Origin of the sequence: Asaia sp. SF2.1 (genome assembly GCF_000505765.1) — a bacterium.
GTDB lineage: Bacteria > Pseudomonadota > Alphaproteobacteria > Acetobacterales > Acetobacteraceae > Asaia > Asaia bogorensis.
Genome location: NZ_AYXS01000048.1, coordinates 16,392 through 17,468, shown reverse-complemented (window position 1 = coordinate 17,468; position 1,077 = coordinate 16,392). Strand labels below are relative to the sequence as shown.

2 protein-coding genes are annotated in these 1,077 nt (G+C 59.9%); both read right to left on the bottom strand.

Going from position 1 to position 1,077, the window contains the following annotated elements; all coding sequences use genetic code 11:
• Positions 1-718 (bottom strand): dimethylarginine dimethylaminohydrolase family protein (locus tag P792_RS0119845; RefSeq protein WP_031241388.1); only part of this gene is annotated, 718 nt, incomplete at its 3' end.
• 177 nt (positions 719-895) lie between these two features.
• A partial coding sequence (locus P792_RS39160) for a hypothetical protein (RefSeq protein ID WP_235075515.1) occupies positions 896-1,077 on the bottom strand: 182 nt, incomplete at its 5' end.

Sequence of the window (1,077 nt, the reverse complement as noted above, 5' to 3'; positions counted from 1 at the left end):
CCCGCCCCTCGCCCAGCGCCAGCACATTGCACGCCATATCGCGCATGGCCTCCTTGTAGGTCACGGGAAGAATACGGATGCCCTGCGCCTCGAACCAGGCAAGGTCTTCATCCTCCAGCACATCCGTGACACCAATGGCGAGCCCTTCGGTCACCATCGTAAAAATCACATCCAGATGTAGGAAATGCTCGGGGAAATGGACCATGCGGCATGTCCAGCCTGCCGCTTCGAAAGGCTTGAGAAAGGCCTGCGCCCCTTCGACGGTTGTACGGCCGCCACTGACACCCACCACAACCAGGCCGGGACGGATGATATGGATATCGCCCCCCTCGACATAACCCTCGGTGCAGTATCCGGTGATCTCATCTCCGGCGTAGAAAGCCTCGATCCCCTCCTGCTCGGGCTGGCGCTCGGGGCGCATCAGGCGCGTGACGACCGTGCCCCACGGGGTCGTTTGCGACGAATCGCGTGTATAGACCTGATAGGGCTGGCCCTCCCGCGGGGTGAGGAAATGGCAATGAACGCCAGCCTCTTCCAGCACGTGAACCAGCCCGGCAAATTGCGCTTGCAGCTTTGCCGGGTCCGGTCGTGCACCCGTGGCAAGGGTGCGTATGGCGATATCGTTGCTCGGGTTCCAGGTGTAGAAATCAGGCGGGCAGAGCAGCACATCCGACAATGTTCCGGTTTCGCTATCAATGAACCAGCGATTGGCAGTCATGCACGGCGCTCCTGTTGAAGGCAGACCCGGTGGGGCAGGTTCTGCCGGCTGCGACCCTGCCTGACGCAAGGCCCGTTGAGGCATCTGGCAGGCCATCAACGCCCGTCAGGTGTGAGCGAGGCTAGAAGCCACCCGATCATTTCTCAATTACAATGAGATGGAGTTTGGTTTGGCGTTTCATAAATTATCGCCTGCGCCCCACCCGGCATACTCCCTGTAACCGATCCGGCTTTTGCCAAAGCCCGACAGAAGGCTGGCAGATGAACGGTTGATCGTGTCGCAAGGGGAGATATCATCACGTGTTTGCTGAAGCAGGATTCCCGCCTTTGTCACGTATCCGCACCAACGCCACGCCACGA